The organism is Psychroserpens luteus (assembly GCF_015319355.1).
In the GTDB taxonomy this organism is placed as follows: Bacteria; Bacteroidota; Bacteroidia; order Flavobacteriales; family Flavobacteriaceae; genus Psychroserpens; species Psychroserpens luteus.
The window spans coordinates 220,140-234,136 of record NZ_JADILU010000003.1 but is presented as its reverse complement, the minus strand read 5'-3'; the positions used below and the strand labels follow the sequence as shown (position 1 = coordinate 234,136).

Sequence of the window (13,997 nt, the reverse complement as noted above, 5' to 3'; positions counted from 1 at the left end):
TTATACTAATATTAATTATGTAATCTTCATAAAAATCATCTGTTTTCTAATAAATCAATAAATCTTCAGAAATTTTAAAACTTCTCCTCTACTTTTTACAAAAAATTGCGATATTTATTAGCAAATGCGCTACATGAAACACGTTTCGGCTAAACGTTTCATAAACAATCATTTATTAAATATAATAAAGATAATTCTTTACTTTTGCCCACTAATTTTTAGAATTAACTAATTTAAAACTAAACAATTGAAGGAAGAACATTTCAAATGGTATTCACCAACGCTTAGCAAGGATATAGAAATGCTTGTTTTTGGTCATGCAGGTTATCCTGTGATTCTATTTCCTACCACAATGGGAAAACACAATGAGTGCAGAGACATGAAACTTGTGGAATCTGCAAGATGGTTTGTTGAGCAAGGATTGATTACGATTTATTGTCCAGATAGCATTAATGAGTTGAGCTGGTACAATAAAAGTATTCATCCTGCAGATCGCGCTAAAAATCATGCATGCTACGATGAATTTATCATGAATGAAGTAGTCAATAAAATATGTGATGAAAAAGGCTTACAAAAAGTAGCAGTCTCAGGACCTAGTTTTGGAGGTTATCAAGCAGCAAACTTTGCGTTTAGACATCCAGAGCGTGTAAGTCACATGTTTAGCATGAGTGGTTCTTTTGATATCAAAGATTTTGTAGGTGATTATTATGATGACAATGTCTTCTTTAATAACCCAGTAGATTTTCTACCAGAAAGTCATCATCCAGATTTATGGAATATGAAAATTGTACTAGGAGTTGGTGAATGGGATATTTGTTTAGATGCAAATAAACGATTGGCTGGTATATTAACAGAAAAAAACATCCCTTTTTGGTACGATGAACATAAATGGGCAGAGCATGATTGGCCATTATGGAATCGTATGTTTCCACATTACCTATCAAAACTATAAACTAATTAATCCAACACATAAACCTTTTCAAAAATGAGAAAAATAGGAATTTTATTCGGTCAAGAAAACACCTTCCCTTGGGCTTTTATTGACAGAGTTAACGAAAAAATAAAAGAACAAGGCATCAAAAATATGATGGCAGAAGCAGTCTCTATTGATACTGTTGAGCAAGCAAAATCTGATGAATATGCTGTAATTATCGATAGAATCTCTCAAGATGTACCGTTTTACAGAGCGTTTTTAAAAAATGCAGCAATTACAGGTACAGCAGTCATTAACAATCCATTTTGGTGGAGTGCTGATGAAAAATTCTTTAATAATGCCTTAGCAGAAAAAGTTGGTGTACCAGTACCAAAAACATTTATTTTACCTTCATCTCATCGTCCACCAGATACAGATGAGAATTCTTTTAGAAATATGAAATTTCCGTTTGATTGGGAAAAAATGTTTGACACTATTGGTTTTCCCGCATATATGAAACCACATGATGGTGGAGGTTGGAAAAGTGTGTATCGTGTTGAAAGCCCTGAAGATTTATGGGAAAAACATGGTGAAACTGAGAACTTAGTAATGATGCTTCAAGAAGAAATCAACTTTACTGAGTATTTTAGATGTTACGCTTTAGGCACAGACAAAATACACATCATGCAATATGAGCCAAGAAACCCTCATCACTTACGTTATGTATTAGATGGAGACCCTGTTGACCAAAAAATATTAGACTTAGTTGAAGAATACTGCATTAGGCTCAACAAAGCTCTAGGTTACGATTTTAACACGGTTGAATTCGCGATTAGAGATGGTATCCCTTATGCAATCGATTTTTGTAATCCTGCACCAGATGCAGATGTAAATTCTGTAGGACAAGAAAACTTTGATTGGATTGTAGAAAATGCAGCTGATATGGCTATTGAAAAAGCAAAACAATACAAAAAAGGAAAAATGAACCTTACTTGGGGAAGTTTTGTAACAGATCAAATTGTAGCTCCTAAAGCATCAACAAAGAATCCTATTGCTAAAAAGGCTGCTAAAAAAGCACCAACTAAAAAGACGGTAGCAAAGAAGACTCCTGCTAAAGTTGCAACAAGCAAAAAAACAACAGCGACTAAAGTGGTTGCTAAGAAAGCAGCAACTAAAAAAGCGGTAGTAAAAAAGACTCCTGTTAAAACTGCAACAAGCAAGAAAACAACAGCGACTAAAGCTGTAGAAAAGAAAGCTCCTGCAAAAAAGGCTACAGCTAAAAAAGCTGCACCAAAAGCAAAAAAAGCGAAAAAGTAGATTTTTAAAACCTGACTATTTTTTAGCCAGGTTTAATTTAACCACCATTCTATTATGAAATTCACTTTAGGTATTGAAGAGGAGTATCAGGTTATTGACCCAGTTTCTCGCGAATTAATTTCTCACGACCAACAAATAGTTACTGAGGCTGCTAAGGTTTTAAATGATCAGGTAAAAGCAGAAATGCATCAAGCTGTCGTAGAAGTTGGAACGAATATTTGTAATGATATTACAGATGCTAGAGAACAAATCACACATCTTAGAAAATCTATATCTGGAATTGCTAACGATTTAGGTTTTAAAATTGGTGCTGCTGGTACACATCCATTTTCTAAATGGGAAAACCAACATATTACACCAAATCCTCGTTACGATGAAATCATAAATGAATTACAAGATACAGCTCGCTCTAATTTAATTTTTGGACTGCACGTACATGTTGGGATGGAGGACAAACAAATGGCAATCCATTTAGTAAATGCTATGCGTTATTTTCTGCCACATTTATATGCTTTATCTACAAACTCACCGTTTTGGGAAGGAAGAAATACAGGTTTTAAATCGTTTAGATCTAAAGTCTTTGATAAATTCCCTAGAACAGGAATTCCTGGCATTTTTGATAATTATGCGCAATATGAGAATTATGTAAATATATTAGTAAAAACGAAATGTATTGACAACCCAAAGAAAATTTGGTGGGATATTAGAGTGCATCCATTCTTTCCAACTTTAGAAGTTAGAATTTGTGACGTACCTTTAACAGTCAATGAAACGATAAGTATCGCTGCATTAATTCAGGCTCTAGTCGCTAAATTATACAAATTGAGGACTCAAAACCTTAGCTTTATGAATTATCATAGAGCATTAATTAATGAAAATAAATGGAGAGCCAGTCGTTATGGTTTAGAGGGTAAAATGATTGACTTCGGAAAAGAATGTGAAGTTGACACTAAACTTTTAATGCTTGAATTGCTAGATTTCATTGATGATGTGGTTGACGACTTAGGATCAAGAAAAGAAATTGAACATGTAAAAGTGATGCTTAAAAATGGAACTGGAGCAGATCGTCAATTAGAAATATTTAAACAAACAAATGACCTTACTAAAGTAGTTGATTATATCACAGAACAAACTATTTTAGGCCTTTAAATAAACCTACAAATTATAATGAAACAAGACAAAGTGAAACTTGCTATTTTAGATATGAATAATGACGAACCTAATCAAGGGTTGCGTTGTATTACTGAAATTGTAAGTACTTTTAATGAAGTCATAGATTACCAAATCTTTAATGTAAGAGCGAAAAATGAATTACCAGATACATCGTTCGATATTTATATTTCTAGTGGTGGACCAGGAAGCCCATTAGACGAAGGTTCTTGGAGACAACCGTATTTAGAACTCATGCAAAAGCTTTGGGATTTCAATAAAATTTCCGAAGAGAAAAAGAAATCTGTCTTTTTTATTTGCTACTCCTTTCAAGTCATGTGTCATTATTTTCAACTAGGAGACATAAAACCAAGGCGAAGCACATCTTTTGGGATTTTAAAAATGCACCAAACTAAGAAAGGTCATAATGACCCGATTTTTGAAGGCCTAAGTGATCCTTTTTATGCAGTAGATTCTAGAGATTGGCAATTGATCCAACCAAGATTAACGGTATTTAAAAACCATGGTGCTAAAATCTTGAGCCTTGAAAAAATTAGAACACATGTAGAATTAGAACGTGCAATAATGGCTGTACGGTTTTCTTCGGAATTTGTAGGCACTCAATTTCATCCAGAAGCAGAACCTGTAAGTATGGAAGCCTATTTTTCATTGAAAGAAAACAAGAAGAAAGTCATTGATAGTTTTGGAGAAGAAAAGTATAATCAAATGATGGATCGTATCGATGATCCAGAAAAAATAGAGTTAACATATCATACGATTTTACCAAAATTTATACAAAATGCAATTGATAAAGTAAAGCAACCCTTAATGTCATAATTTAGAATGATACACGATATTAGACACAACTATAATGCTAATTTTTCTGAAGAGAAATACCAAGCTTTTTTAAAAGATATTAATGAGACTTTTAATTATAAAGTGAAATTTAAAATTGCCGAAACACCAGTTTTTATTCCGAAGGCATTAAAATTAAAATTAGTTGAAGCATGTGATGATATCATGACGGTTATCAACAAACCAAACTTTAAAGAATTAACAAAAGGTGCTTTTTTTGATGCAAATACGATTGTACCAAATGAAGATGAACATTCTAAGTTTATTCAATTAGACTTTGGGATTTGTAAAGATGATAATGGTAATCTTGTGCCAAAATTAATTGAGTTACAAGGATTTCCTTCGTTATATTTCTTTCAAGAATTATTAGGTCGAAAATATCGTGAGCATTTTGGCGAAGTTATTCCAGAAGGTTTTTCACAGCATTTAAATGGAATGACTGATGACGGTTATTTATCATTATTGAGACAAGAAATTGTTGGCGAGACAGATCCTAAACAAGTTATTTTATTAGAAATAGAACCTGAGCAACAAGCCACAGCTATAGATTTTTATGCTACTGCAGCTAAACTTGGCATAAAAGTATTATGCATTACCAAATTAAAGAAAAGAGGAAAAACACTCTTCTATTTAGATGATACTGGAACCGAAGTTGACGTCTTAAAAATATACAACCGTATTATTTTTGATGAATTACATCAACGCACAGATCTTAATATGGAATTTAGTTTTCAAGATGAGATTGATGCAGAATGGGTTGGTCATCCCAATTGGTTTTACAGAATAAGTAAGTACACAATGCCATTATTAAAAGGAGAATATGTACCAAAATCTTATTATTTAGATCAACTAGATAGTATTCCAGAAGATTTAGAAAACTACGTATTAAAACCGCTTTACTCTTTTGCAGGAGCTGGCGTTCAAATTCATGTCACAAAAGACATGATTGATGCTATCACCAATAAAGCAAATTATCTATTGCAAGAAAAAGTAGCCTATGCACCAGTTATTGAAACCATGGATGTACCAGCAAAATGCGAAATTAGAATGATGCTATTGCACAACTCCAAAACTAACAAAACCGAAATCGTTAGTAACCTTATGCGTTTAAGTAAAGGCGAAATGGTTGGAGTTAAGTACAATAAGGATAAAACTTGGGTTGGTGGAAGTACTGGTTTTTTTGAAGAGTAATCCTATAAAATATTTTATATTTACTTCGGAAAAAAAATGATTGAATGACCTGTATTTCTTGTAATAAGTTCCATGATGAAAATTACTGTCCAAATTGCGGAGAAAAAAACGGTATAAAAAAAATTACTTTTAGTTCTATAATTGAAGATGCATTTTCAACCATCACCAATATGGATAAAGGCTTTTTATTTAACCTAAAAGCCTTATTTCTAAATCCTAAAAAAATTACAACCAATTTTATTTCTGGAAAAAGAAAAGGTATTTTAAATCCTATCTCCTATTTAATAATTTCTATCACAATATATTTAATTGTGATAAATGTATTTAAAGCTCCTCCCGAAGAAGTAACCGAAACAACTACTAGTGCTTTTTTTGCTTCCGGTCAAAAAATTGGTAATGCTGTTGGTCTTTTTCTTAGAACTTATATAAAGTACTTTTGGATTTTATCAATAATCCCTTTAGGCTTCTCGTTAAAATTAGTCTATCAAAAATATAATTTTTTAGAATATGTGGCTATTAGTTCTTTTGTAATTGGTCAAGCCACTATAGTTGGCGTTATTAGTTTTTTAATTTTTAGATTCCCACTAATATTTGACCCATTTGTATATTTAACTATCGCTTGGTTAAGCTATAGAATTTTCAAAGACAATACTGCTAAAATCGCATCTATCCTATTATCATTTGTAAGTCTATTTCTTTTTATTATTCAGCTTGTTATAATAACAGCTTGTATTGCTTTTGTAATTAGTTAGGGAAGTATTAGAAGTTTTTTATAAGCACTCGTCACAGACTAGCTATAGCTTGGGGAGACTAAACATATTTTGTTTTTATTCCGAAAGATATGATTCCGATATTCTTTTTTTAGCATTAATCAAATCCGATTCATTTTCCCAAACATCAATTTTACTATTTTCTGCTAAAAATTTTTCAGTAACTAAAAGAGCAAACTCTTCTGGATTCAATTCTATATTATCTCTTTTAGCTATTTCTGAATTCCGTAGCCATAAATCCTTAATAGCGATTTCAATAGTTTCAGATAAATTCAATACTTTCTTAATTGTTTTTTTCCAATCATTAAAATCAGTTAAATACACTTTATCAAGATCCACTTTTTTAAGTATTTCTTTTTTTTCAGTCGGAAGTCTATGAATAGTATCAAGAATGAAAAGGTGGAAAAATGTATCTATGGGTCTTGCGTTAGTTTTTTTGGGTTCAGGTTTCTTTTTTCTGCTAAAAAATCTCATGGATTACAGTTTCTTTTAAATTACTCACAACTAGCAATATAACAATTTTTAAATAATCACATCGACTTATCAGGAGCAGGCAAACTCGCATGAAACTCCTTACCTATACGCTCTGTATATTGATCTAATAATTCTAAAACACGCTCACTAGAATCTGACACCACAATCAATCCAATGTGCCAAGCTTTGTGCATTCGCCAAACAATTTCTTTATCTGCAAAGCTAGACGTATCTGGATATTCAAATCTGCTTAAAGACACAACGATTCCTGCATATTGATTATTAATTTTAGGCAATTTATATTTTGTTTTTCTCAGGTTTGCTGATTCAATTTTTGCCCATTCTCCCCAAAGATTAATTCCAGATGCGTATTCTACCATTTCAGCTAAATTAGCACCTCCTACTCTAGATGATGTTTCTAAGAAGAATAATTCTCCAGTCGCTTTAGACTGAATAAACTCAGTGTGTGATGCTCCAAATTGCATTCCGAAGGCTTTCATCACTTTAGCATTCATTTTTTGTAATGCTTTTTCAACTTTAGATCCAATTTCAGAACTTGCAGATCTGAAAATTCCGCCACCATGAGCCACTTCAAAAGGCGTGTCTAAATATTTACTCACTCTAGAAAACACAACTTTGCCATCTACATTTAATCCGTCCACATGAAACACATCTCCAGGTGCAAATTTTTCGACTAAATAATTATCACGTTCATCACCCAAATCATTGATAACTTGCCACAATTCATCTTTGCTATGAATCTTTTTAATCCCAGTTGCAGAGGCTTCCATTCTTGGTTTAATTAACCATGGTGCACTCACACGATCTGCATATTCATTAATGGTGTCATTGTTAAATAAATCTGTAAACTCAGGAACATTCACACCTTCTTCTTTAGCTTTTACACGCATAGCGAGTTTATCTCTAAAATAATGTGCTGTAGTTCTTCCCATTCCTGGCATTCTAAAATGCTCACGAAGTAATGCTACTTTCTCTACATCAAAATCATCTAAAGCGACAAAACGATCAAACTTTATCTCTCTAAATTTATAGGCTATCCCTTTACTTACATCATGTTGATTCCATTCTTCAATATAAAAAACATCATCTATACTTTCCCAAGGCCAAGCCTCTTGATCTAATTTTTTCTTGGTTAATAAAAAGACATTATTACCATCTGCTTTACAGCTTTTAAGAAAATCTTCGCCTTTAAAATACGTTGAGATACAAAGAAAGTTTAGTGATTTTTTAGACATGATATTATTTTAGAATCAAGACTTGATTGGTTAGTACTTTCAATTTACAAAAACTTAAAATTATTTTGATGCTTTCAATTTAATAAATTCTGTAATTAATTGAATTCCATAACCAGAAGCACTCTTCATTTTTGCATAAGGCGAGCTTCCGAAGGAAACTCCAGCAATATCAAGATGCATCCAGTTTTTATGATCTTCGGTAAATGCTTCTAGAAACTTAGCTGCATTTGTTGCTCCAGCTAACGGATTTCCACTAAAATTTCTAATATCTGCAATATCACTGTGCAAATCGCTTTCATAATCTTCAAACATTGGTAATTGCCAAACACGTTCGTGCACTTTATAACCAAGGTCTGACGTGGTTTTCGCCATTTCTTCATTATTAGTAAACATCCCAGCAGCATGATATCCTAAAGTTCTCACGACACTTCCTGTCAATGTTGCCAAATCAATAAGATATTCTGGTTTGATTTTCTTAACTGCATAACTTAATCCATCTGCTAAAACCAAGCGTCCTTCAGCATCTGTATCAATAATTTCAATCGTTTTTCCAGAGTAAGAATTAATCACATCTCCTGGTCTATAACTCTCTGCATCTACAGCGTTTTCGGCAGAACATACTATCCCAACAATATTAATATTCAACTTTAATTTAGCAACTAATTCTACAACTCCTAGCACAACTGCAGCGCCACCCATATCACTTTTCATGTAGTGTAAGTTTGTAGATGGTTTAATAGAAAGCCCTCCAGAATCAAAAGTAATTCCTTTACCAACAAGCGTAATATCTACTTTTTTGGTATCTTTAGGCTTGTACTCTGTAATGATCACAACTGGTTTATTCACACTTCCTTTACCAACAGATAAAACAGCATCAAAACCTTGTTTCTCTAATTCTTTATGTTTTAAAACAGTACATTTATAATTAGCATCCTTTGAAGATTTCTTTGCCCATTTTCCTAAAAACTCAGGTGTTTTTATATTAGGTGGAGCATCAACTAAGGCTTTAATTTTATTAATCGTTTCACCAGTATATTGTCCTTCTTCTAAAATATTTTCAATCGTTTTAGATGACGAAAACGAAACTGTTTTTTTACTTTCTTTTTCTTTATCAGATTTGAATTCACCAATTTCATATTGAGCCATTTCGAAACCAATAACAGCTTTTTTTATGTTTTCTTCGGAAAGATCAACTCCATAAACCTGCATTGCTTTATCCCAGTATTTTTGGGTTTCAAAACATAATTTTCTAAATGTTTCTTCTAGTTTAGGCGCATCTTTTTCTTCTCCTAATCCTAAGAGATAAATACGATTACCTTCTTTTCCGTAGATCAACTGATACGTTAAAAAACTACCATCAAAATCAGGTTTATCAATTGGTGAAAATTCTTTTATAGCTTCAAGATTATCTTTTCTACATGGTAGAATAAAATCTTTTGAAAGGTCTAATGATTTAATATGTTTATACGTCATAATTTAGGATTTAAAAAAAAGCCATTTTACAGCTTTTGGAAATTCTTCACGCCAATGTACTTCTGCGTGATTACCATGTTCATTTATAGAAAAATGAAAATCGATATGATACCCTTTAATCATTTTTTCTTTAATAATTCCGCCTAATTTTTGAGCATTAGGCAAATGCTCTACACTTTCTTTTCCACCAGAATATAAATAAATCTTAGATTCTTCAAGAGGCTTAAACGTTTTAGTGCTTTTAAATATTTTATTAGAAATCCAAAGACTAGGAGAGAAAATCATCAATTTGCCAAAAACACCCGGATTTGATAATCCAGCATGGAGACTAATTAATCCTCCCATTGAGCTACCTCCAATTCCTGTGTTTTCAAAATCTGTTAGCGTTCTAAATTTCTCATTGATGTAAGGTATTAATTTCTCAATCATAAATTGAATGTAGAAATTACCTTTTCCTTCTCCAAAACGCGGATGATAATAAGGTAAATATTCACTAATACGTTCTTCTTCACCATGATCTACTGCTATTATGATAAGATCACCAAATCCTTCTTGTGCTAATTTAGCCATAGACTTATCTATAGCCCAATCACCATATGGAGCAGAAGGATTAAATAAATTTTGTCCATCTTGTAAATAAAGTACTGGATAATGTTTATCTGTTTCGTAATAGTCGTGTGGTAATACAGCCGAAATTTTACGAGTCGCATCTAAGTGCGGTATTTCGTAAGCTTCTTCTATAACTTCTATTATAGGATCGAACTCTGTAAGGGTCATTTTTTACTTTTTTAGGGAAAACGAAAGTACATATTAATAGATTTATAAACCATTAAAATTAAGATATATATTAACAAAAAGATAGTGATTTATTTACAATTACTAAATTTGAATTAAATATGTATTTTTAACAAATACGAAGTTGAAAAATTATGAAATTATCAAATAATCACATCAATTATATAGAATTGTACGCCAACGACCTTAAAAAGGTTAAAACATTCTATACCAAAGTATTTGGCTGGACGTTTACAGATTATGGACCAACCTACACTTCGTTTTCAAATAGTGGTTTGGCTGGCGGATTTGAACAAACAGATAAAACCATAACAAATGGTGCTTTAGTTGTCATTCATCACAATGATCTAGAAGCGATTAGGAAACAAATAATAGATTTTGATTGCAAAATCTCTGTAGATATTTTCTCTTTTCCTGGCGGAAGACGATTTCAATTTATTGATCCTTCTGGTAATGAATTAGCAGTTTGGACTGAGGAATAAACCAAATCATTTTGATGAAGAAACTTCTAGCTACTATTTCTATCCTTGCTTTGTTCTCCTGTTCCACTAAAACGAAGATAATCGGTATTCAACCTTATGGAGATATTGACTCCAAAGTCTTAGATGCAATGACTGAGATTTTAAAAACTAGTTATCAAACCCAAGTTTATGTCTTAGACAGAAAAGAGTTACCTCAAGAAGCTTTCATCAATATTAAAAGCCCAAGATACAGAGCCGATTCTTTACTTATTGACTTAAAAAAACAGTGTCCAGACTCTATTGATTATATCATTGGAATCACCTCAAAAGATATTTCAACAACAAAAAGAAATACTAATGGAGACATCAAAACTCCAGAATCAAAATATTCAGATTGGGGCATTTTTGGTTTAGGTTATAAACCTGGCAAAAGTTGTGTAGTGTCTACTTTCAGAATAAAAAATGTAGAAGCATCACTTTTTAAAAGTCGGTTGCAAAAAATTTCTGTTCATGAAATTGGTCACAATATGGGACTCGACCATTGCAAAACAGAAAAATGCGTGATGCAAGATGCTGTTGAAAGCATTAACACTGTTGATGTGGCTAATTTTGAGTTATGTCCAAATTGTCATCATAAAATTTAAAAACAACAAACTCTCCCACCAAATATTGTCATTATTTCCCTAACGTTAAAGAAACTTTAAAAACAACCTCTTCCCTACCATACTTCATTATATTTGGTTTTAACTAACTATCACATAATGAAAACACGATTACACCTGCTCCTTTTATTACTTTTTTCAACAACTTTAATTACAGCGCAACAGCCTAAAAAACCAACAGCATCAGAGATTCATGAATCCATAAAAAAACTCAATTTCTTAGGTTCTGTTTTATATGTTGCTGCGCATCCAGATGATGAAAATACACGTCTAATTTCATACATGTCTAATGAAATAAAAGCAAGAACTGCTTACCTTTCATTAACTCGTGGTGATGGCGGACAAAACCTCGTTGGACCAGAAATTAGAGAGCTTTTAGGTGTTATTAGAACGCAAGAACTTCTTGCAGCAAGACGTACAGATGGTGGTGAACAAAAATTCACCAGAGCCAATGATTTTGGATATTCTAAGCATCCTGATGAAACCTTAGCTATATGGAATAAAGACGAAGTATTGAGTGATGTTGTTTTAGCGATTAGACAATTTCAACCCGATGTGATTATCAATCGTTTTGACCATAGAAGTCCAGGAAGCACACATGGTCATCACACCAGTTCTGCAATGCTAAGTGTTGAAGCTTTTGATTTGGTTGGAGATAAAAACGCATACCCTAATCAATTATCAAGTGTTGATATTTGGCAACCACAACGTTTATTTTTTAATACCTCTTGGTGGTTCTACGGAAGTCAGGAAAAATTTGATGCAGCAGACAAATCAAACTTATTAGATATAGATACAGGTGTATATTTTCCAAGTAGCGGATTAAGTAATCCAGAAATAGCAGCTTTAAGTCGCAGTCAACATAAATCTCAAGGTTTTGGAAGCACAGGAAGTCGTGGTTCTCAATTAGAATATATCGAAATCATAAAAGGTGATTTACCAACAGAGAAAACCAATATTTTTGATGGTATTGATACCTCATGGAATCGTGTCGAAGGCGGAAAAGCTATTGGAGAAATTCTTGACGCTGTACAAAACAACTATGATTTTAAAAACCCGTCGGCTTCTATTCCAGAATTAATGAGAGCATATATAGCCATTCAGAATTTAAAGAATGAACACTGGAAAATTATAAAAACTAACGAAATTAAAGATATCATTGCTGCATGTGCTGGATTATATCTTGAAGCTACAGCAAACACTAATCATGCAACTGCAGGTTCAAATGTAGATTTAAACTTAGAAGTTATCAATCGTAGTAATTCTAAAATAGTACTTTCTAGTATTGTAAATCCTAACGGAATCAAAATAGACAAAAACATCACTCTAGTTAATAATACCAGTTTTGATTTCAAAGAAACATTGGCTATTAAGACAAATCAGCAAGTTTCTACACCTTATTGGTTAACAAAAAAGGGAACTTTAGGCATGTACAAGGTTGAAGACAAAAGTTTAATTGGTAAACCCGAAACACCTAGAGACCTCAACATCACATTTAATTTAAATATTGAGAATGTCAATATCCCTTTTACAAAAGCTATTGTTTATAAAACCAATGATCCTGTAAAAGGTGAAGTCTACAAACCTTTTGAAATCATTCCTGAGGTGTCTGCGAAAATTTCAGAAAAGGTCATTATTTTAGATACAGATCAACAGCGAGATATTGAGGTTATCGTCAAAGCAGGTCGAGATAATATTGAAGGTTATGTTCAAATTGCACATCCAAAAAATTGGAGTGTATTTCCTGAGAAACAAAAAGTAATTATAGAGAATAAAGGTCAAGAGCAACGTTTAATTTTCACTGTTATTCCTCCAAAAGAGCAAAGTGAAGGTTTACTAACACCTATGGTTCACATTGGAGATAAAGTGTATACTAAGGAGTTGATTGAGATTGATTATGACCACATTCCGTTTCAAACGGTTTTATTGCCTAGTGAGAGTAAAATTGTACGTTTAGACATCAAAAAACAAGGTCAAAATATTGGTTACATTGAAGGTGCTGGTGACGTTGTGCCAGAGAGTTTAAGACAAATTGGATATAATGTTGCGATTTTAAAACCCGAAGATATTTCCGCAGAAAACCTTGAACGTTTTGATGCAATCGTGGTTGGAATTAGAGCTTACAATACTATTGAAGAACTTAAGTTTAAACAGCAATTATTGTTTGATTATGTCGCTCAAGGCGGAAATATGATTGTTCAATACAATACGAATCGTCGATTAAAAGTAGATCAAATTGCACCTTACGATTTAAAATTATCGAGAGATCGTGTGACCGATGAATTTGCAGAAGTAAGATTATTGGCGACGAATCATGAAGTTTTAAACTTTCCGAATAAAATAACATCCAAAGATTTTGAAGGCTGGACACAAGAACGTGGTTTATATTTCCCTAATGAATGGTCTAGTGAGTTTACCTCAATATTATCTATGAATGATGAAGGAGAAACTCCAAAAGCAGGGAGCTTACTAGTTGCTAGACATGGTAAAGGTTATTATGTTTATACAGGATTGAGCTTTTTTAGAGAGTTTCCTGTAGGTGTTTCTGGAGCGTATCGCTTGTTTGCAAACATGTTATCTCTAGGAAAAAATGATATGAACCAATCAGAGCAAATTAAAAACTAATGGAAAAATACAAATGGAATAAGATGTACACCATAGTACTCGCAGCCAACATCATC

General features: G+C 32.6%; 12 protein-coding genes and 1 pseudogene. 9 read left to right on the top strand and 4 right to left on the bottom strand.

Annotated features, from left to right (window positions below; all coding sequences use genetic code 11):
• The first annotated feature begins 247 nt into the window (after positions 1–247).
• From IM744_RS08025 to IM744_RS08000, 6 genes and pseudogenes are all read left to right on the top strand, one after another.
• Positions 248–952, top strand: coding sequence for an esterase family protein (locus tag IM744_RS08025; RefSeq protein ID WP_194507609.1), 705 nt, complete (start codon positions 248–250; stop codon positions 950–952).
• A 33-nt stretch (positions 953–985) separates the two neighbouring features.
• Positions 986–1,933, top strand: a pseudogene (locus IM744_RS08020) (ATP-grasp domain-containing protein); the annotation flags it as partial.
• 351 nt (positions 1,934–2,284) lie between these two features.
• Positions 2,285–3,379 (top strand): carboxylate-amine ligase, encoded by a 1,095-nt coding sequence (locus tag IM744_RS08015; protein WP_194507607.1) that lies wholly within the window; start codon positions 2,285–2,287, stop codon positions 3,377–3,379.
• Positions 3,380–3,397: 18 nt separating this feature from the next.
• On the top strand, positions 3,398–4,216 hold the full coding sequence (locus IM744_RS08010) for a type 1 glutamine amidotransferase (RefSeq protein WP_194507606.1): 819 nt from the start codon (positions 3,398–3,400) through the stop codon (positions 4,214–4,216).
• Positions 4,217–4,222: 6 nt separating this feature from the next.
• The gene (locus IM744_RS08005; RefSeq protein ID WP_194507605.1) at positions 4,223–5,425 is read left to right on the top strand and encodes a hypothetical protein; all 1,203 of its coding nucleotides are present in this window, start codon (positions 4,223–4,225) and stop codon (positions 5,423–5,425) included.
• A gap of 44 nt (positions 5,426–5,469) precedes the next feature.
• Positions 5,470–6,177: a DUF3667 domain-containing protein gene (locus IM744_RS08000; protein ID WP_194507604.1), complete on the top strand. Its 708-nt coding sequence runs from the start codon at positions 5,470–5,472 to the stop codon at positions 6,175–6,177.
• Between the two features lie 75 nt (positions 6,178–6,252).
• Here the strand turns inward: IM744_RS08000 and IM744_RS07995 are convergent, their stop codons facing one another.
• From IM744_RS07995 to IM744_RS07980, 4 genes are read right to left on the bottom strand one after another with little or no spacing between them, the layout of a single operon-like run.
• Entirely contained in the window at positions 6,253–6,669 is a 417-nt protein-coding gene (locus IM744_RS07995) for a hypothetical protein (protein ID WP_194507603.1), read from the bottom strand.
• A gap of 56 nt (positions 6,670–6,725) precedes the next feature.
• On the bottom strand, positions 6,726–7,925 hold the full coding sequence (locus IM744_RS07990; RefSeq protein WP_194507602.1) for an ATP-grasp domain-containing protein: 1,200 nt from the start codon (positions 7,923–7,925) through the stop codon (positions 6,726–6,728).
• A gap of 60 nt (positions 7,926–7,985) precedes the next feature.
• Entirely contained in the window at positions 7,986–9,398 is a 1,413-nt protein-coding gene (locus tag IM744_RS07985; protein WP_194507601.1) for a leucyl aminopeptidase family protein, read from the bottom strand.
• Between the two features lie 3 nt (positions 9,399–9,401).
• A complete protein-coding gene (locus IM744_RS07980) occupies positions 9,402–10,175 on the bottom strand; it encodes an alpha/beta hydrolase (RefSeq protein WP_194507600.1) in 774 nt (257 codons plus the stop codon).
• 152 nt (positions 10,176–10,327) lie between these two features.
• On the opposite strand from IM744_RS07980, the gene IM744_RS07975 reads away from it, so the two are divergent.
• The 3 genes from IM744_RS07975 (at position 10,328) to IM744_RS07965 (ending at position 13,941) form a co-directional block, all read left to right on the top strand.
• A complete protein-coding gene (locus IM744_RS07975; protein ID WP_194507599.1) occupies positions 10,328–10,675 on the top strand; it encodes a VOC family protein in 348 nt (115 codons plus the stop codon).
• A gap of 14 nt (positions 10,676–10,689) precedes the next feature.
• Positions 10,690–11,298 (top strand): matrixin family metalloprotease, encoded by a 609-nt coding sequence (locus IM744_RS07970; protein WP_194507598.1) that lies wholly within the window; start codon positions 10,690–10,692, stop codon positions 11,296–11,298.
• A 117-nt stretch (positions 11,299–11,415) separates the two neighbouring features.
• Positions 11,416–13,941 carry a PIG-L family deacetylase gene (locus IM744_RS07965; protein WP_194507597.1) on the top strand — a complete coding sequence of 842 codons (2,526 nt, stop codon included), beginning with the start codon at positions 11,416–11,418 and terminating at the stop codon, positions 13,939–13,941.
• Positions 13,942–13,997: the final 56 nt, after the last annotated feature.